The 18,307-nt window shown below is 33.9% G+C and carries 12 protein-coding genes and 1 pseudogene; 5 read left to right on the forward strand and 8 right to left on the reverse strand.

All coding sequences use genetic code 11. From position 1 onward, the window contains the following. Positions 1-331: 331 nt before the first annotated feature. From hblB to MKX37_RS15385, 5 genes are all read right to left on the reverse strand, one after another. Complete coding sequence (gene hblB, locus MKX37_RS15365; RefSeq protein WP_078422109.1) at positions 332-1,729, reverse strand: hemolysin BL regulatory component HblB; 1,398 nt, start codon at positions 1,727-1,729, stop codon at positions 332-334. Positions 1,730-2,054: 325 nt separating this feature from the next. After that, positions 2,055-3,182 (reverse strand): hemolysin BL binding component B, encoded by a 1,128-nt coding sequence (hblA, locus tag MKX37_RS15370; protein ID WP_000591974.1) that lies wholly within the window; start codon positions 3,180-3,182, stop codon positions 2,055-2,057. A gap of 36 nt (positions 3,183-3,218) precedes the next feature. Next, entirely contained in the window at positions 3,219-4,439 is a 1,221-nt protein-coding gene (gene hblD / locus MKX37_RS15375; RefSeq protein WP_002128070.1) for a hemolytic enterotoxin HBL lytic component L1, read from the reverse strand. A gap of 61 nt (positions 4,440-4,500) precedes the next feature. Beyond that, positions 4,501-5,820: a hemolysin BL lytic component L2 gene (hblC, locus tag MKX37_RS15380; RefSeq protein ID WP_078422150.1), complete on the reverse strand. Its 1,320-nt coding sequence runs from the start codon at positions 5,818-5,820 to the stop codon at positions 4,501-4,503. Between the two features lie 1,347 nt (positions 5,821-7,167). Continuing rightward, positions 7,168-8,397, reverse strand: a complete 1,230-nt coding sequence (locus MKX37_RS15385; RefSeq protein ID WP_050000572.1) for a helix-turn-helix domain-containing protein — start codon at positions 8,395-8,397, stop codon at positions 7,168-7,170. Between the two features lie 481 nt (positions 8,398-8,878). Between MKX37_RS15385 and MKX37_RS15390 the strand changes: the two genes are divergently transcribed. After that, positions 8,879-9,022: a hypothetical protein gene (locus MKX37_RS15390; RefSeq protein ID WP_000132592.1), complete on the forward strand. Its 144-nt coding sequence runs from the start codon at positions 8,879-8,881 to the stop codon at positions 9,020-9,022. A gap of 127 nt (positions 9,023-9,149) precedes the next feature. Further along, the gene (locus tag MKX37_RS27470) at positions 9,150-9,326 is read left to right on the forward strand and encodes a SpaA isopeptide-forming pilin-related protein (RefSeq protein ID WP_157835323.1); all 177 of its coding nucleotides are present in this window, start codon (positions 9,150-9,152) and stop codon (positions 9,324-9,326) included. A gap of 743 nt (positions 9,327-10,069) precedes the next feature. On the opposite strand, the gene MKX37_RS15395 is transcribed toward MKX37_RS27470, so the two are convergent. Then, positions 10,070-10,951 carry a CPBP family intramembrane glutamic endopeptidase gene (locus tag MKX37_RS15395; RefSeq protein WP_002128073.1) on the reverse strand — a complete coding sequence of 294 codons (882 nt, stop codon included), beginning with the start codon at positions 10,949-10,951 and terminating at the stop codon, positions 10,070-10,072. Positions 10,952-11,311: 360 nt separating this feature from the next. On the opposite strand from MKX37_RS15395, the gene MKX37_RS15400 reads away from it, so the two are divergent. The 3 genes from MKX37_RS15400 to MKX37_RS15410 all read left to right on the forward strand — a co-directional run bounded on the left by MKX37_RS15400 (position 11,312) and on the right by MKX37_RS15410 (position 15,333). Beyond that, positions 11,312-12,649: an erythromycin esterase family protein gene (locus MKX37_RS15400; protein WP_002128074.1), complete on the forward strand. Its 1,338-nt coding sequence runs from the start codon at positions 11,312-11,314 to the stop codon at positions 12,647-12,649. Between the two features lie 203 nt (positions 12,650-12,852). Next, positions 12,853-13,431 (forward strand): sensor domain-containing protein, encoded by a 579-nt coding sequence (locus MKX37_RS15405; RefSeq protein WP_002168043.1) that lies wholly within the window; start codon positions 12,853-12,855, stop codon positions 13,429-13,431. A gap of 114 nt (positions 13,432-13,545) precedes the next feature. After that, entirely contained in the window at positions 13,546-15,333 is a 1,788-nt protein-coding gene (locus MKX37_RS15410; protein ID WP_002128076.1) for a helix-turn-helix transcriptional regulator, read from the forward strand. Between the two features lie 497 nt (positions 15,334-15,830). Here the strand turns inward: MKX37_RS15410 and MKX37_RS15415 are convergent. Together MKX37_RS15415 and MKX37_RS15420 are read right to left on the reverse strand one after the other, a co-directional pair. Continuing rightward, a pseudogene (locus tag MKX37_RS15415) lies at positions 15,831-16,148 on the reverse strand (tyrosine-type recombinase/integrase); the annotation flags it as partial. 528 nt (positions 16,149-16,676) lie between these two features. Next, positions 16,677-18,155, reverse strand: coding sequence for an MDR family MFS transporter (locus MKX37_RS15420; protein ID WP_033708067.1), 1,479 nt, complete (start codon positions 18,153-18,155; stop codon positions 16,677-16,679). Positions 18,156-18,307: the final 152 nt, after the last annotated feature.

The following is an 18,307-nucleotide window of genomic DNA, read 5'->3' on the forward strand; positions in this document are numbered from 1 at the left end:
TTTAATGTATTCGCAATCTTTTGGTTAAGCCATACACATAAAGCAACCAGCACCTTGATTCAATATTCACTTTTTTACTGTACAAATTCTTTTGCTTTAGCTAGGTGTTCTAGGAAATAAGGAGCCTTATGCCGTTCAATTTTTCACTTAACTTGGTGTCTAGTTTAGTGTACCATCCCCATGCTCATCAACTTAAGAAAATAGATTCACCCCAAAACGAAAAAATGAGCTTTTCTGTTAAAAGTTAGCACAAAATTTCGTTCTGGGGGTATTTGTTTTTCTTAGCTTGATAGCGATGTGTACCATCCCCAATTAATGCATTTTTTTGGGTTCAGTTCATTATATTTTCTACTTTGTCTTTATACACAACATATTCTTTCCCATCCACTACTGCTACCACCGCAAATTCATCATTTGGATTGAATGAAAGCCAGTCAGCCCACATGCTTGTATTAGCACCTCCACTCCACATATGATGAACAGTGTTTTTAGTTAAATTCATAACTTTATAAGACGCATTTGGTGCATTTGTTCCAGTCTTTATTTCAAAAGTGTATGCGTTATGGATTTTTTTATAAAAGTAAAAAACGTTTGATGGACGAAGTAGATTCATAAAATCCTGTTCTTTCTTCTCTGCAATTTTTATGCCTTCTAGTAATGTGACAACATCTGTTCTTAATGTTTTCCAACTATCTTTAGCTGAATTCAAGTTAGGCTTTAAAAATTTATATCTATTTTGATCAGCTTTTTCATCAGCTTTATCAATATGCCCCAGTACGCCCGAATATTGAGAGTCTAAATCATCCCATTGTGTGGACATATAAGTAAGAGCAGTAATAGCACTATCAATCGTACTATGCATATCACTAATATTATGAAATGCAACTCCGACTACACGATTTAATGTAATTTTATAATCTACATTTTTACGTAATTCTGCTAAAGCAGGCTCTAATCGACCTAAATTATCTCTAGCAGTACCTATCATTATGCCACCAGAAATAAGCGTGGGGATAAAAGGTATTTTCACCATTATTAATCCATCAGATTCTAATTTCTTATAATAGTTTACTTGTCCTAAAACTTCATCTAAACGCTTTTGATCAGTCTCCACATCAGCTCCTTGGTTTTTTAAAATCGATTGCAAGGTCTCTTTATGGCTTCCAAATACTCTAACATCTTCTCCAATAGCGTTTTTAAATTTAGTTAATTCTTCTATTAATGCTTTTGCAGACTTTTGGTTTCGTTGAATTCCCCCCCTTAAATCAGTAATCCCCTTTTTTAAAGTATCCCCATTTCCATTGTTGATCGCCTCTACTAATGTTTCATAATAATTTTCAAACTTTGTATCGTATTCAATAATGCCGGTCAATGTATCTAAAAGCTGTTTTTTTACTTTTGTATTCCATGTAACAGCATGTGCTCTTGCATTCTTTTGATCCTGTACAATTTTACTAGGTAAATCTGCATACCCATTAATAGAAATTCCTTCAAAACTCACATCCGGATTATTAATTAGCAAATAAGAATATTCATTCATAGCTTTTGCAAATAACCCAGCATCTTGTACAGTTTTTTTCATCTTTTCTTCATTTGCTGAAAGAGACATATCTCCAGTGTTCGTTTGTTCAGTTTCAATTGCAAAGGTTGCTACTGGTGTGACTGCATAGGTAGTTGTCATAATTAAAAATGCTGATACAGCCAGTATTTTATAAGGTTTTTTTTTCATCTTTTCTTATTCCTCCTGTATAGAGTATGATTTCAAGTCCTATTCTTATTAAAAGACGATGTAGTTGCATAGATTCGATATTATTAAGCGAATCTATATAAACTGTCCCCTATTAATCGATTCTGTTACAAATTTTTAAAAACAAGTAAACTACATGGCTATCTTTTTATTTGGATAAAACTTATATATAAGTGAAAGGCGAAGTCTTTAATGAGACTCCGCCTTTTTAATATATAAGGATTTATTAATTATCGCTTTACTGTTTAACAGTGTAATCATAGACTCTCTATGTTATGGTTCACTTTGCAACAGAATTAATATTTCCCTATTTTTGTGGAGTAACAGTTTCCACTTTTAATTCCTTTATCCCTTCTTTTAATGTAACAGCATCTGTTCTTAATGTTTTCCAACTGTCTTTCGCTGCATTTAAATTAGGTTTTAAGAATTTAAATTTATTTTGATCCGCTTTTTGAGCTGCATTCTCAATATGCCCTAGAACGCCCGAATATTGAGAATCTAAATCATGCCACTGCGTGGACATATAAGTAAGAGCGTTAATAGCATCATCAAGTGCCTTGTGCATTTCATTAATATTACTATAAGCAACTCCAACTACGCGATTTAATGTTACTTTATAATCCACGGTCTGACGTAATTCTGCTAATAAAGGCTCTAACTTACCTAAATTATCTCTTGCTACTCCCACTATAATACCGCCAATTATCGGTAGACCCAAAATAGCACCCTTCATTACATTAAACCCATCAGATTCTAATTGTTTATAATAGTTTACTGATCCTAATACTTCTTCTAGACGCTTTTGATCGGCTTCAACATCTGCACCTTGGTTTTTTAAAATCGACTGCAAGAGATCTTTATTGCTTCCAAATGCTCTAACATCTTGTCCAATAGAGTCTCTTAATTTAGTTAATTCTTCTATTAGTTGTTGTGCAACCTTTTGATTTTGTTGAATTTCACCTCGTAAATCTGTAATCCCTTCTTTTAAAGTTTCTCCATCCCCTGTATTAATCGCCTCTACCATTGTTTCATAATAATTGTCAAATGTTGTGTCGTATTCAACAATGCCCGTCAATGTATCTAAAAGCTGTTTCTTTACTTTCGTATCCCATGTAACAGCATGTGCTCTTGCATTCTTTTGATCTTGTACAATTCTACCAGGTAAATCCACATATCCATTAATAGTAATTCCTTCAAAGTTCACATCTGGATTTTTAATTAACATATAAGAATAGGCATTCATAGATTTTGCAAATAACCCGGCTTTTTGCAAGGTCTCTTTCATTCTCGCTTCATTTGCAGAAAGAGCCGTATCTCCATTGTTCGTTTGTTCAATTTCACTTGCAAAAGTTGTTACTGGTGAAACTACATTAGCGGTTGTAATAGTTAATAACGTCGATACAGCGAGTAATTTGTAAGGGATTTTTTTTATCATTTCATTTTCCTCCAATTTAGGTTTTAATTTTCAGTTCTATTCCTGTTTAAAAGCAATATCTTTTGAAATGAATTCTGCATCTTTATGAATATCATTCCAACTTTCTTTAGCAGCTTTTAAATCATCCGGTATTAAAGAGAATTTGTGGTCTTGCATAGAATCGATATTATCCAGTAAATCTGTATAATTTGCGCCCATTGTATTCCATTGCTTTTGAATATTTGTTAGAGATAATATCGCTTGATCTACAGTCTGATATAGATATGCCAATGTTTCTTTCGCGTTAGTAAGCGAAAGAACTGCTTGATTAGCACGATCTGCTTTCATACTTAATTCTCCGATTTTGTTAGAAATTTCGTTATAGGAGTCCATATGCTTAGATGCCGTGACACCCGCCGCAGTTCCTAGACCGATACCAGCTGCTCCAAGAGCTGAAAGTCCACCAACAACAGCTGGTGTTGCTGTACCACCAGTTACAACAATTACAACTGCTCCTCCAATAGCTGCAATAACTAAAATAGCTGCTCCCAATCCACCACCAATTGACCATGCTAATACATCATCAAAATGTTTTTTCTGAGTAGAACGAAGTTGCTCAATTTCAGCTTGAAGTTGCGGAATCGTTGCCTGTTGACCTGCTAATATTGCAGTTAATCCACCTTTCCCATCTGGACCACCAACATTATTTTTAAAATCTGTAGAATTTTGATATAGTTTCCCTTTGAAGTCTTGTAGCATCTTAATTACATCTGTAACCTCTTTTGAATTTGTATTAATTGTAGTAATTAAATCACTTATGCCCTCTTTTAGACCTGCCTTATCTTTCTTTTGTACAGTATCTACTAAAGTGTCGTAATAATTTTGAAATTGTTCATCGTAATTTACAATATTACGAGCTGTTTTTTGAATCTGTGGCTTCGCTTTATCTAACCAATAATTCGCATTGATTCGTGACAGTTCTTGATTAAGGTGAATATTTTTGAGCAACTCCCCTCCTTCTGATCCTAAATCGATATTAGATAAATTTACATTCGGTTGCTTAATCATTGTTTTTGCGTACAAATCCATTACAAGAATATGAGACCCTGTTTCAGCCAATGCTTTCTTCAGTCCCTCGGGACCTAAAGCATAATTGCCTACTTTTTGTTCTTGAGCGGTCGTTTCTTGTGCAAATGCATGAATAGTGTTACCAGTAGTAGCAGTTATAACCGTTGCCAGAGTGGCTAAAGTTAGCACTTTGAATGGGAATTTTTTCATAACTATTCTCCTTCTTTCGCTAGATTCTTATAATCTTTATAGTTTTTTCAAAAACGTAATATCAAAATTTATATACCTGTTCTTCAAGGTAACTTATTACATTTTTTAATTGTCTTAATGTATCTTTTTGAGACTGCTCGTTAGTTGCATCAACATTAGTAGATAATTTTGTAATGTTATTTTTTATTAGATCCAAATCTTCTTTATAGCGCTTTAGTAGGTCAAGTTCTACATCTACTTGGTTTGCAAACGTATGCAAATCATTTTGTGAAAGAAGAAGCATTGATTTTTGTAAATCTGCTATTGATAGTTTCGTTGTTAAATCATATATTTTTTGATTTTGTTTCTCTAAATCATCTAAATATGCTCGCTGTTCTGCTGTTAGTTTATTTACTTCAGCGAAGACACCAAGTGTTTTCTTAATCTTTTCAGTATCAATGGCTTTCATCAGGTCATATTCTTGCGTTTTTGTGGCTGCAGCTGCAGCTATTTCACCTTGTTTGCTTCGCTCAATTGCTTCACGAGCTGCTTTTTTGGCTGATTCAATTTCTAGAGCAGTTTTACCTTGCTCTTTCGCTTCTTGCGCTGCTTTTTTCTCTGCTTCTAGAATAGAGTTGTTAATTTCTTTTCCTTTGTTATACGCTGCCATCCCTGCTTGAGCAGCCGGTTCAATAATTTCTTTTGAAAGACTATAAACTTCTTTGAATATAGCAAATCCCTGCTCATTTAAAGCTCCTGGTATTAATGCAATTTGTTGTAAATCATTTTGAATTGCTTTCTTGGTATTTAATAATTCATTTTTTAACTGATCTATTTTCCCTGTTCCATCTGTACTTAGTATGCCTTGTGCTGTTGCCACATCAGTATCGAAATCTTTCAATTTTTTATCAAGCTGTAATTTAAGTTCTGTTAATTCATTAATTTGTCGTTGCGCATTTTCTTGATTCGTCATAGCCATTTCTTGAAGAACTTCAAGTCTATCCGAAAACCCTTCACTATCTTCTTTATTGTCTACATACGATTTTAATGTCGGGTAATAGCTATTAAATTTCGTTACAAATCCTTTACTTTTTGAATTTAATAGAATTAACTGTGGATAGAGTTCTGATGACCATTCCTTCATATCTTGTTTGATTAGGAATTGATTGGTATTTAAAGCTGGGACTTCCTCTAGCTGTACATTAGGACTCATTAAAGATTGATCAATATACGTTTGGATTAATTTAGATTGCGCACCTAATTTTCGTAATGATGAAGAAATATCCATGCTTTCCTGTTGAGTTTCTGCTTGAACGATTGGTGTTGCGAGAGTATTGATAGGAATAGTTGCTCCAGTTACAATGGATGTTATTAAAAATCCTGTCATTATTTTATTTTTCATTCCGTACACTCCTTTACCATTGTTTTTTATAACTCGATTCATATAACTTGTACGCCCTAGCTCTAGGCTCTCTCCTTGCACACGCATGAGGAAGGGGAAGTCTTTCGGATAGGGTGTTATCGTTATTATTTACTTCTAATAGGATCTAAAGATTTTACTTCCCTCTCATTTAGATACTCTATTTTTCAAATAGGAAACGATAAAAATTCATCAGCTATATTTGAATTAGCTGCCCAATGAGTAGTAAAATATTATTTCTCCCCTAGAGCTGCTAACTTACAGAGCCGTGAAGATAGATAAACTATTGCTTCTAGAGTTAATCCTGTCATGACCTTTTTTTAATATCAATTTCATAATATGGTTTTTAGTTTTGTCAGCAATAGCCTTACAAGACTACAAAAGATGAAATTATACTGTACATTGCTTATACTTTTATTGCGGAATAAATTCACTTTTGTTATGCAGTAACTTAAAACACTTTTATTACAAACTTGATCCTTTTGAGACTCTAGACCTTCCGATAAATTAACTGATTATTAAGAAAATTAAACTTAACATGATGTTACTTGCAACTTCACTATACTCCTATTAGCGTAATCTTCTCCTTTCTGTCTGGTCATACCAGTTATGTTGTTCATTAAAACATTAAATTTTCGATGCGTAAATAGCAAAATTTTGTCGATTGCGCCCGATAATTTAACTGTCAAGTAAAAAATCGAGCTGAAAATATTATACCAATATAATCAATTAGGAGTTTTATCTCTGTAATTGTAATGATTACAAATTAAAGTGTATACGGTTAATTAATAACTATTTTAGCTTAACCGTGCAGTTTTATTTTTAAAAAAATACTTATAGAATAATTTAATAGGTTTTTTTATACTTTCTTTCCTTTATTTGGTTATGTATAATTGCATATAATATAGATATATCAAGTGATATATGTTATTTTGTTAAATTTTATGTAATAGCCCCTAATATCACCATTAATAAATACTTAACATGAAGATATTAATCTATAAACTTATCCATCGTTATTACTATAGGTTTTAAAATTTAAAAAAGCCGCAAAGCTTTCTCGAAAAGAACCTTTGCAGCCTTCTGTTTTTTGTTTCCTTAGAAAAATGATGGTTAGTGTACTCTTTAAAATTAACAACATGGTATAAATCTTTCCATTGTCCTTTAGCTTGGCTATATGTTTCATGGACTTTTCAAGATCTATTTGAATACATATTCCTTTTCTAGATCAATCACATACCCTTTCTAGAGTAAAAGAAACAGTATGCTCAAGTTTTAGAGTTACTTGGGCATATATTAAAGTTTTTGCACAAGAAACTGATACTAAGCTTATATTACGGTATATTTTTCACGATACTGTCTAGGGGTCATGTTAGTTGATTTTTTGAAAACCCTTGTAAAATAACTTTGGTCGTTAAAATTAAGCCAAGCACAAATATCTGATAATGGATATGTAGTGAGTGTTAATAATTTTTTTGCTTCTTCCACTCGTTCCCTTTGAATAAATTCACTTAAAGGAATTCCCACTTCTTTTTTAAATAATTTAGATAAATAAGTAGGCGTAATATCCAAATGATTAGCGAGTTCATTGAGAGATATTCCATCGTAAACATTTTTACTAATATGGTTCATACATGTAGTAACCGCATTTGAAAATTTTTGCGCATTGAATTCTTTCACCCGATCTGCAAAAGTACGTAAAGCATCTCCCGACAATCGCCTTACAGAGTCCACGTTATCTAGTTGTTCCATGGTTTGGATATACAAAATACTAAGAGCAAAAGCAATGTCTGGTGGGAGATTACCTTCTATCGCATATCGAGTAGCTAAAGTAATCGCAATAATCCCATGGTTTTTTTGGTTTCTGAGTGGATCCGCTGTTAAAATTAATTCAGTATCTTCCTGCGAAACTGCATACATATATTGCAATAACTTCTTTTTATCTCCTTCTTTGATTGCTGAAAAATAATTATGTACTAATGCCATGTTGTGAGTTTTAGGTTTATTTTGTTGGCGTTTTAAAATATATAGATCAGGTTTCACAATTTTATAGGGAACTTCCTCTAGCACTTTATTTTTTTCTAAAACAATATCTACATCTAACTTTTCATTGAAAATCATGTAATGTAATAAAACTCCCATATCAATTAAAGTAGTTTTTTTAATCTCAGGTAGGCACTGATAATAGGCTAGTCTTTCTTGAATATTATTATTTAAGTTAAATTCTTTCCGAAGTTTAAAGGTTATATCATCTGAGCCCTTTGGATGTATAGTGGGACCGATTATAATAGTCCCTTTTATGTAATCATGATTTGCTATATGAATTAGGACGAAATTTTCAAGATAACTGTTACATCTGAAAAGTGGCAAGTTATTGGGATCATTTTCTTGATAAATGTCACTAAGATGTTCTTCTTTAGAAGAATAAAAAGGACTACAAATATCATCAGAAATAGACTGATATAAGATTTTTTTGTCTGTGGATAAAATGTGAACAGGTACATTAAAGGCTTTATGTGCGAGATCACACAAGTGTTGTATATCGATAGAATTATTCATTACCTTCTCCTCTTAATTAGATTAAATGATAAATTTTTACATCGTTACTGTATAAATTCATAAATTATTTTCCGTCAGGTATAACTTACGACAAAATATTACTATAAAATATCAAAATAGTACAATTCACGACAAAATATTACTATATTTTTTTTATGAAAATCATATATTATTTATTTGTAATTAGCATCTACATATCGGAGAAGTTAGGAAAAGTGTGAAAGAAATAGATTCTTTTCTTATAAGTTTTTAAACGACAATGAAATGAGCGGGGGTCGTTTCTTAATTCTCCAAGATCTAATCATAGAACTTGAGAAAACAGTGAAGAACCTACAAAATACAGAAACAAGGGATGATTGGAGTATACAACTCTAGTAAGTAATAGCTTCTTGCTAATCCTGCGAAAAATCTAGCCTTTGCGGATACATTGCCAGACGAACTAGAATATGCCCCAGGTACATTACAAATAGTAGGCTAAACAGTGACAGATACATTCGATACAGACAAAAGTAAATTTAATGTAGGAAAAGAAAACGAAGAATTTTGGGATGTGACACATACAGAGTGGCATACAATGGTACTCCATGCGAGGGACAAGCTGGAAAAAAGATTAAAAATACAGTGAAAGTCCAAGGAGATACTGTATCACCGTAAGAACTAACAGCCAAAAATTCAATCACTTGGACAAACTGAGATTAAAAAAGTGGATGCTGCAAATTCGAATATAAAACTGATAAACTGCTGTATTCCAAATTTTTGACAAAGATAATAAAGAAGTCGAAAATTTAACAGCAGATGAAAATGATAAAGCTATTTCTGAACCACTATGCTTCGGAAAATTCACGTTGGAAGAAATTCAAGCACCAAATAGGTCTACGTTATTTAAAGATCTAATTGAGGGAAAGGTCTTATCATCAGTACAAAAATAAAAATAGAAAACACAAAAAGCGAATGGAATATTAAAAATACTGACGATATAGGTCCAACTATTTTTATCTAATTGGCACTATATTACTGGTCGCAACATTAGTTTTAGTTTCCGCAAAAGCGGAAGAAATAAATAGATTCCAAAATTATTAGGAATAGCAGCGGTGACACAACATATAAATAATTTTTTTATATGTTGTTAATCTTTGTAGTATCAGTCTTTATGCTACCTAGCTTTATTACTCCATCACATAAACATATTATTTATTTTCTAAGTACAATGGCTATTAATTAACAAAAACAACACCTCTAATTAAGAGGTGCAGTAACATAAATCCAAAGTAATAGTAGACATTAGACACTTATTTCACTGTAAATTGACCTCAAAATAATAGTTACTGCAATATCAGGATTTGTTTATTCTATAACAAAAGAAATGTCACTTAAGCATTCTTTGTATGCTACTTTTAATTAATATATATGACACCCTTAATTTCCCACTCTATTTTTAGTTAAGAATCAAAATACTGAAGCCAATGAAATTGTATTACATTGGCTTCAGTATTTCAGATTTAAAATTACGAATAAAAACAAAACATCGTTTAAACACCCTGTTTTTAATCGTGTGGAATTTAATCCTTATCGATACGTATGACGTTCACATGACCACTAAAAACCCTTAAAAAGCAATCTGAGAGTCCGTTTTTCTGATTCACAATCATTTTTTTGAAATTTATGTGAAAAATCAATATTTAGTAAATCTTATTATCCGAGACACAATTATTGCCGTAATCAAGATAATAAGGGCGGTTATCAATCCAGATTCTCCAATCCAAATCTCAGTTTGATATCCTGTACTTGCACGTGCGAAAGGTCCTTGAATAATGGCATTCCAAGTAGTATGGATGATAACCGAAGGCCAAATGCTACCTGTGATAAGTCGTAAATAAGCTGTAATATAACTGAATGGTACAATACAAAAATAGATGCCAAGTACTGAAAGAAAGACAGATGGTCCCTCTACATATAGACCAGCAATAACAATTGGAACATGCCACGTTGCCCAAATCAATCCACTAATAAGGATGGGCCTTGAAAACTCTGCATCGACTAGCCTTGTGAGCATATAACCTCGCCAGCCCATTTCTTCTCCCAAAACTGGGATTAAGTTAAGCAAACTTCCTAAAATGCCGCTCAATATTACTAGATAAATGAAACTGAATGGTGCCGATAGATACTGAAGTCCAAGTATATTGTAGATTGGTTCTAACATACCACCTTCGGGATGCTGAAACTTCGCAATTCCGCTCAACCAGGCGATAGAATAAGTAATTCCACAAATAATCATAGGTATTAGCAGAGCAAGACCAATTCCCTTCCATATCTTTAAGTTACCGAGACTAAAAGATACATCTTTAAACCCTTCTTTCAGTATTATGCGAGTCAAAATAGAAGAAAATGCTGGGGTAAACATATATACCACAATAAGCGGCATACTTTTAGTAATCATTACTACTAAATTTAGAATAATAGAAGTAATGAACAAGATAGTTAAAAAGAGTCGAAGTCCTCTTTTTGCACGTTGGACTTTATCTTTATTGCGGCATGATTCTGCATGTAATATCATTGTAATCCGCCCTTCCCCTTTTATTAATTTGTTTATCGAACCGACTTCCTGTCATTTCAACAAATTCAACTTAGAATGAAAATATTTTGGCATATAGATTAATTCATCTTTAAAATCCCTCCCAAATTTATAATCTAGTCTTACTTGCGACTCATCAATGTAATTATTATTTATAAGTTGTCATAGCCGATAGTACAAAAGTGTAATGATTAGTCTATGACCTGTGTCAATTAACCTTATGACAATATGTAACTAGAAAATATGATATGGGATAGATAACAATTGAATTAAGGCAATTGATTCGTGCAAGTACATGAATCAATCTCGCTTTTAAAAACAATTCAATTGAGGTGGAAAAAAATGAATAAGAAAAGAATAATTGCAATGGTTAGTACAGCTTTATTAGTCACAGGATGTGGAGAAGTAGGAAACGCTCAAACAGTAGCAGTCGAAAATTCAGGTCAATCAATCCAAAAAAATATAGTTAAATCAATACAATCACAGGCTTACCCATTAAAAACGATAGAACCGTCAAAATCATTTGAGGATTTAAAACCACTTAAGAAAATGATTGGGAGTGCACAATATGTAGGATTAGGAGAGAATACTCATGGAAGCTCTGAAATTTTCACCATGAAATTTCGCCTTGTGAAATATTTGGTTACTGAGATGGGTTTTACGAATTTTGGAATGGAAGAAGATTGGGGAAACGGCTTAAAACTAAATGAATATATCCAAACAGGAAAAGGAAACCCTAGGGAATTTTTAAACTTGTTATATCCTACTGATGAAATTATTGCCATGATTGAATGGATGAAGGATTATAATGCTAATCCTTCCAATAAAAAAAAGATCCAATTTATTGGACTAGACTTAAAGACGCTGGACCAAAGTGTCTTTAATAAAGTAATTGATTATGTAAAGCTGCATCGACCAGATTTGCTAGCAGAAGTAGAAGAAAATTATAAAGAACTGTCATCTTTCACTGGAAGTGTACAGGAATACATGACGCTTGCTCCTGAAATGAAAAAAAAGTTCAAGGCAAACGCTGAGAAAGTAGCCCAATTACTTAAAGATGATAATGGGCAGGCAAACACAGAAATAGTTTCATCCGAGTACATCTGGGTAAAAGCAACAGCGAATGCAATAGAGAAATTCACCACAATGCTGCTTCCTAATGACTATCCAAGTATGATAAAGCTACATGAGCAATACATGGCCGATCAAGCAATGTGGGCACAAGAGACATTGGGTGGTAAAACTATGGTATGGGGACACAATATTCATATAGCTAAAGGAATTATCGATGAGAAATTATATCCTTATGCTGCGGGGCAGTTTTTGAAGGAACGTTTAGAGAATAATTATGTCACAATTGGTAGTACAACTACGGAGGGGAAATTCACATTATACAGCGAATATAATCCTTCCACCGGAGGTAAGATTGCAACGGATACTATTCCACAAGATGTAAATAGTTTCAATTATACCCTTGGAAAAGTCCCGTATCAAATGTTTTTGTTAGATAACCGTCACCTTAAAGGGCAAGCAGATAAATGGGTTAGAGAAAAAAGGCCATTACTGAGTATTGGGGGACAACTCCTCCCGAACGGTTCGTTATACTTTGATACTTCATTGCGTGAGCAATTTGATATTATTTTTCACATTCGAAAAACAAGTCCATCTCATATTAAATAAAAGTACAAAACAATCCCGTTCTTGCATCTGCAAGAACGGGATTGTTTTATGGAGATTAATATAAGCATCTTTTTTAACCAGAAGTAGGTTACTCTCCCCTTTTTAGCATCATTTAAAAATGTCATATGACATTTTTACACTGGTGAATTTGACAAAAAAAGCAGTATGATGCGGTTATTACACAGAGAGGAGCGATGAACTTTATGAAATCAAGATTCATCCAGAATGGTTATTTTTTATTGCTAACTTTCGTTACAGGATTGTTTTATTTTTGTTTTTACCTAATAGCTTTGCTATTCAGTTTCACCCTTTCATTTACGGTAGTTGGGATTCCATTAGTTATACGAGTACTACAGACTACCACACCTTTTATCCAATTCGAGCGTATACAGACGAAAATTTATACCGATATTTCGACTGACTCTTACGATAGAAGTATAACAACGGATACATCAAACTGGGCTCAGGTGAAATTAGGACTTACGGATCGTCGCACCTGGTCTGCTGTCTTTTGGTTAATGCAGAAATTTGTGATTGGCATTTTCAGTCTCATTAGTGTAATCATTTTTTATATAATGCCACTTATGTTCCTGTTGGCACCACTACTGTATCGATACATCGATATGAATATTATTTTCATACAGATAGATACTTTTTCCAAGTCACTCTTTGTCATGTCTATGGGTATAGTGTCTATCGCCATAAGTATTAGAATAGTAGATGGTTTGACAAAGAAATTTGGTGGTTATACACGTAGTATGATTCGGCAACTAAATCGATAGAAGTTGGCAGTCTGTGAGAGGATCGCAGTGTAAAATTAAAAAGTATAACAATGCATAAAAGATTAATTTATAATATAAGAAGTAAAAAGGTAGGCTACTTAGGGGGTAAATAACTTGTTAGATATGGTTAAGTATTGGTTTTGGTATGATTGGATTATGTTAGGGGTCCGTCTAATTGCTAGTGTGTCTATCATCCTAGCTACATTAAATTTTCAGGATGGTTTAACATTGCCACTTTGGATTATTATTCTTTGGGAGGTTGTTGCCTTCTCTATTCCATGGGTAGCCTTACTGTTCAATTATAAATATTACTTGTTCACAGAAATACTGCTATATGGTGGACTGTCTATATATTTAACCTCTTTATTTCCGGAAGCTTACAACACATTTCTTATATCGGTATTTCTTATCGCTGCGAATAGTAAGCATTCGTCCTATTATTGGACAGCTCCAACAACAGTTTTTATAACAACTGGAATTTTTTATGCAGTTGCGCCAAGTAATAACTATTGGATTATGGTCACCTACTACGGACTCTCTTATGTAATGGGGTTTGCTTTTCATTTATTAATCGTCAATCATAAACAAAATGAAGCGATTCGTAAACAAAACGCGGTACTTGAGCAATATATGTCTCAAATCGAACGCATTACACTGGCAGAGGAACGAAACAGGCTGTCGAGCGAGCTTCATGATACAGTTGGTCACGCTTATACTTCTATTATTATGGGGATGGAAACGTTGCGCACCGAGCTTGCTACCGAAATGGGTATTCAAAGGCTAGATTCTCTGCTTGAAATGGGACGTAAAAGCATCGAGGACGTGAGAGGTTACCTACATCAAATGGAGTCTCCGTGTCAATCGCCTTCCTTGATTCAATCTCTACAAAATCTTGGAGCCGAATTTCAGGAGCACGCTCGGGTGAATGTAAGCTTTCGAGCATTCGGAGAAGAATACCAACTGTCTCGGCAAGCGAAGATAGCGTTTATTCGTTGCTTACAAGAGTCCCTTACGAATGCAGTACGTCATGGTCAGGGGACTGAAATTATAGTTTCATTGCAGTTTGAACAACAATATACGAGGCTGGAAGTTCAAGATAATGGAAAGGGAAATGTAGAATGGCAGGAAGGCTTCGGTATGAATGCTATGAAAGAGCGGGCAATGAATTTACAAGGTCAATTGTCTGTATATACAAAGCCAGAGGAAGGAATGCTTGTTACATGTACCATACCGCGACAAACTGAAATAAGAGATGGACTTATTCGTTTGTTAATTGTAGACGACCAGCCATTTGTTCGGGAAAGTTTGAGGACACTACTCGATAGATATGAAGATTTAAATGTAGTCGGTTTGGCTGAGGATGGCAATCAAGCCATCGATTTGTGTGGGCGCCTTCAACCCCACGTTGTACTTATGGATTTAGATATGCAGCACATGGATGGAGTCGAAGCAACCAAAAAGATAAAGCAACAATGGCCACATATCCGCGTATTGATTTTTACAACGTTTCAGGATACGGAACAGGCGCTGGACTCACTTCGTAACGGTGCGGATGGTTTTTTACTTAAATCTATTGAAACATTGGAGCTAGCTAATACGATCCGACTTATTCACAGAGGTGGGACACTAATTGATCAGGGAATGTCTCACAAAATATTTGAGAAGTTTGATGAGCAAATCGAGACACCACAATCAAAAGCTACTGCTTATGAGCTAACAACCAGAGAGATAGAAATATTGCAGCTAGTAGCAAAAGGACTCCGATACACTACAATAGCTTCAAGGTTATATTTGTCGAGTGGTACAGTCAGGAACTATGCTTCCTCGGCTTACACAAAGTTAGGGGTGCGTAACAAGGAAGAAGCTGTCCAGAAGGCTCTAGAAATTGGAGTTATTGAATAAGAAAAATGTTTGTTGTTTCTTTAGAGCTAAGTAAGCTGTAGTTACAAGATACCGTAAAGGATAAAACTACGAATTTTATTGAATATCATTTTTGATAGATAATTTTAGAAAGATAAATTCTGTTTTAATAAACTTTAAATAGCGTTATTACATTCAATATGTAATAACGCTATTGTTGTCTATATTGGAATTACACGTCTTTATTATCACTATACAGAAGACAGTTTCAAGTCTTTTCATCTGATAATTATTCCTTTCTAATTCAAAATAAATATCTCGTAATTTCTCCACCTACAGAACTATTTACATGTGAGAATCCCTCTAACCCAAATGTCTCCTAATTCACTAGCTGTCTCTATACTTATCTACCCAATAACAGGTGAAATTATAATTTTATTTCTTTACCAATAATTATCCATTTATATTTCCGCATGAATAAAACCTTATTTAATTATATAAAAAATACATAATTAAATAAGGTTTGGAGTGTTTCAAATTCACCTCAACATATCCGCGGCATCGCATCCGCATGAAGTACCTACATTATTCTCCCGTTTCATATGCTTCTCTAAATAGATTTTTGTTGTTTGGATATTTTCGTGGCCCAGCGTTTGCATTAAATGATATAGATCCGCATTTCCTTGTTCAACTGCCATGATTGCAAATGCATGACGGAATGTATGTGCCGTTACAGGATTTTCACGATACTGTAGAAAATCTAGATTTGTCTTTTTTATCATGTCTGTTACTTGATTTGATAACGTTTTTGGATTATAAAAATTCCCTCTTTGATTTACCAATAAAGGACATTCTTCTCTATTTACCTATATCTACATTTTTTATAATTTATTATGAAATATATATTGATTTAAAATATTTTGTTCAAAATGTTCAATTGGAATTTTTAGGGACTTAAAACAGTTATTTGTTCTCTTTTTTAAAATTCACATAATTTCCAAATATCTAAAGGGCATATGTTAAGGTTTGGTATATAATAAAAGCAACCCGTGGTTAGAGTGTTTGCTCCGATTCAAGTTATGAGATAGTTTGTTTCACTTTTTATTTTCAAATTCAATATTACGGGTAGTACCAGCGAAGCTGCCACTACCCGTAATAAGGTGAAAAGATCATTATCCTGGCTAGTGTTGAACACCTTATTAATGTTCACATAAAAAAACGTAGAGGAATCCCCTACGTTTTTCACTCACTCCTATTTTCAATATTTTCCAATGCAAATTTCACTGGAAGTTTCTTTGATTTGATAACTACCAGATAAAAGCTTCCTTGTCTAACTAATCAGCAAAAAAACTTGTAGGAATCATTATCTAGAGTTTTATTTTTCTCTATCGATTTAACCTCTCGACAGCTTCCGCGCTTGTATCTACACGTTTAACGAAAAAAACTAATAGCAGTGCAACAACATTCATGCCAAGCGCTACATAGAATGAATATTGAATTCCCGATAATAAAGCCTTCTGAGTTAATACTACCTTCGTAGCTTCTGTGAAGGTTGTTGGATCTACATCCGACATTAGACTTTCAGCTTTTGTTGTTGTTACAGAATTCATAATCGTAACAAGAATAGCAGTACCAATCGAACCGGACACTTGTTGAGCTGTATTATTAACAGCCGTACCGTGCGGATTTAAGCGAGTTGGCAATTGATTAAGGCCATTTGTCATAAGTGGCATCATCACCATTGCCATCCCAAACATCCGCAGTGTGTAAATAAGAATAATATGTGTGTGACTAGAGTCAATTTGCAGGTTTGCCAACATATAAGTTGAAACAGCTGTAATGGAAAGTCCTACTATGCCAAGAATCCGAGGGCCATATTTATCAAATAGTTTACCTGTAATTGGTGACATAACCCCCATTATTACCGCACCTGGAAGCATCATCAGCCCAGAGTTCAGCGGCGAAATGCCACGGACGTTTTGTACATAAGCTGGTGTTAAAATCATACCCGAAAACATGGCCACCGCGTTGACAATTGCAATTACAGACGCAAGTGCAAACATTGGGTACTTGTAAACACGTAAATCCAATAACGGCTCATTCATTTTTAATTGACGGATAATGAAAGTAATTAGGGCAATAGCGCCTATGATTAAGGTTGTTAAGACAACTTTATTCGTCCAACCATCGGAGCTTGCAGCACTGAATCCATATAACAAACCGCCAAAACCGACAGAAGATAATAATAATGAGAGATAATCAAGTTTTGCATTTTTGTTTTGTTTCATGACATTCTCAGATTTCCAAATCCCTAACAGTAAACTAATGATTGCTAACGGTAAAATCATTTCAAAAAGCAAACGCCAGTCATAATACTCTACAATATAACCTGATAGTGTCGGTCCAATTGCTGGAGCTGTAATCATAACCAATCCAAAAATCCCCATTGCTGTTCCCCGTTTTTCTCTTGGGAAGCTTACTAGCATAATATTCATTAACAAAGGCCCCATGACTGAAGAACCTGCTGCTTGAACCATCCGGCCAGTAAGTAATAAACCAAAGTTCGGTGCTAAAGCCGCTAAGGCCGTACCAAGAATAAAAATCACCATAGATGTAATAAATAAGCTCCTATTGGAGAAGCGGGTTATTAAAAATGCTGATGCCGGAATTAATATACCACTTACAAGCATATACCCTGTAGAAAGCCACTGGATCGTTGAATAATCTTTAATGTCTAAATCCTTCATTATTGATGGCAAGGCTACATTTAAAAGCGAGTTGTTTAGAAATGAAACAAATGCCCCAATAAAAAGGATTACAAGCATTAAATATGGTGGTTTTCTTTTATGTAATGTTTCACTCATATATTTATTTGCCCCTTCATTATAAATTTCATTGATTAGTTTAAATCGTTTGCATATCTGCACAAGAATACATTATCCTTGCAGTATTTTGCCAAACTCTTCGAATGGATATTCTCTTTTTAGCAATTCTACTTGCTCAACATAACATTTTA

The sequence above is a fragment of the Bacillus sp. FSL R5-0709 genome (genome assembly GCF_038004785.1).
Taxonomy (GTDB): Bacteria; Bacillota; Bacilli; order Bacillales; family Bacillaceae_G; genus Bacillus_A; species Bacillus_A mycoides.

Bases quoted from the DNA above. Each gene is read 5' to 3' on its own strand.
- hblB (WP_078422109.1), bottom strand. From the start codon at position 1,729: ATGAAAAAAAAACCTTATAAAATACTGGCTGTATCAGCATTTTTAATT.
- hblA (WP_000591974.1), bottom strand. From the start codon at position 3,182: ATGATAAAAAAAATCCCTTACAAATTACTCGCTGTATCGACGTTATTA.
- hblD (WP_002128070.1), bottom strand. From the start codon at position 4,439: ATGAAAAAATTCCCATTCAAAGTGCTAACTTTAGCCACTCTGGCAACG.
- hblC (WP_078422150.1), bottom strand. From the start codon at position 5,820: ATGAAAAATAAAATAATGACAGGATTTTTAATAACATCCATTGTAACT.
- MKX37_RS15385 (WP_050000572.1), bottom strand. From the start codon at position 8,397: ATGAATAATTCTATCGATATACAACACTTGTGTGATCTCGCACATAAA.
- MKX37_RS15395 (WP_002128073.1), bottom strand. From the start codon at position 10,951: ATGATATTACATGCAGAATCATGCCGCAATAAAGATAAAGTCCAACGT.
- MKX37_RS15400 (WP_002128074.1), top strand. From the start codon at position 11,312: ATGAATAAGAAAAGAATAATTGCAATGGTTAGTACAGCTTTATTAGTC.
- MKX37_RS15405 (WP_002168043.1), top strand. From the start codon at position 12,853: ATGAAATCAAGATTCATCCAGAATGGTTATTTTTTATTGCTAACTTTC.
- MKX37_RS15420 (WP_033708067.1), bottom strand. From the start codon at position 18,155: ATGAGTGAAACATTACATAAAAGAAAACCACCATATTTAATGCTTGTA.